Source organism: Clostridium sp. (assembly GCF_051656525.1).
Taxonomy (GTDB): Bacteria; Bacillota; Clostridia; order Clostridiales; family Clostridiaceae; genus Clostridium.
Genome location: NZ_JBOGCC010000002.1, coordinates 1 through 1294, shown reverse-complemented (window position 1 = coordinate 1294; position 1294 = coordinate 1). Strand labels below are relative to the sequence as shown.

Here is a 1294-nt window from a genome sequence, read left to right as displayed (position 1 = left end):
AAATTTTAGGAGATGTTACAAATGAAAAAAATATTAGTTGTTGTTACAAATGTATCTAAATACGAAAATGCTGAAGTACCTACTGGTTTATGGCTTGGTGAAGCTGTTCACTTTGTAGATGTTATGGAAAAAGCAGGTTGTGAGATTGATTATGTAAGTCCAAAAGGTGGATATACTCCAATTGATCCACATAGTTTAGAAAAAGATTTTATGGGTGCTACTGATTGGAAATATTACACTGATAAAGCCTTCATGAATAAATTAGGAAATACAATAGCCGCTGATCAAATAAACCCTGATGATTATGATGTAATTTACTACACTGGTGGACACGGAGTTATCTGGGATTTTCCTAATGATACTAATTTACAAGATATTTCAAGAAAAATTTATGAAAATGGTGGAATAGTTTCAGCTGTTTGTCATGGTTTAGCTGGATTACTAAATATCAAATTATCTAACGGTAAAAACTTAGTTGATGGAGTTAAAGTTACTGGATTCTCTAATAGTGAAGAAATTGCTGTTGGATTAGATAAATTAGTTCCTTACTTAACTGAAACTGAACTTGTAAATAGAGGTGCAAACTATGTATCTAAAGAAAACTGGGCTGAATTTGCTGTTTCACAAGACAGAATAGTTACAGGACAAAACCCAGCATCTGGTGCTGCTGTTGCTAGAGAAGTTTTAAACGTATTAAAATAATTACAGTCTCAAAGATATTGTTTCAAAATATACTACATTAAAAAAAATTAAGCCTAATAGGATTCCTATTAGGCTTAATTTTTTTAATTTCTAATCATCACTACATGTACAAAACGAATTTTGAACCTGTATATAATCTTCATCTGATAGATTTTCTAAATACTTATCAAAATGCTCTTCCGAACAAAAATATCCTACTTTATTTGAATAATAATCATCCTTCAATTCTTTTTCACAATATAAACATTTTTTCATAAAAAACACCTCCCATCTTATTTTATCATTTTAAATAAAACAAAAAAATCCTCCTAAGCCACTTCTAAAAAGTGCCTTAAGAGAATTTTTTAAATTTACTACATTCTAGTTACTTTTACTTCTTTTCTTGGAACAGTTCTCTTATATTTAACTCTAGGATATCCTACAACCATACATCCTACTAATTCTTCCTTTTCGTTTATTCCTAAGAATTCTTTTAATTTTGGATTCATAGCAATTGCTCTTTCTAAGAAACCACTAAAGTATGTACCAAGTCCTAATGCATCAATCATTAATTCCATTTTAGCTGCTGCAAGACCACCATCTATTGCTCTAT

3 protein-coding genes are annotated in these 1294 nt (G+C 29.9%); 1 reads left to right on the top strand and 2 read right to left on the bottom strand.

What is annotated here, in order from left to right; genetic code table 11:
* Positions 1-21 precede the first annotated feature (21 nt).
* Positions 22-702, top strand: coding sequence for a type 1 glutamine amidotransferase domain-containing protein (locus ACRDDY_RS00035; protein ID WP_438562924.1), 681 nt, complete (start codon positions 22-24; stop codon positions 700-702).
* A 90-nt stretch (positions 703-792) separates the two neighbouring features.
* Here ACRDDY_RS00035 and ACRDDY_RS00030 read toward each other — a convergent pair whose 3' ends face one another.
* Positions 793-957: a hypothetical protein gene (locus tag ACRDDY_RS00030; protein ID WP_438562923.1), complete on the bottom strand. Its 165-nt coding sequence runs from the start codon at positions 955-957 to the stop codon at positions 793-795.
* A gap of 98 nt (positions 958-1055) precedes the next feature.
* A partial coding sequence (locus tag ACRDDY_RS00025; RefSeq protein ID WP_438562922.1) for a nitroreductase family protein occupies positions 1056-1294 on the bottom strand: 239 nt, incomplete at its 5' end.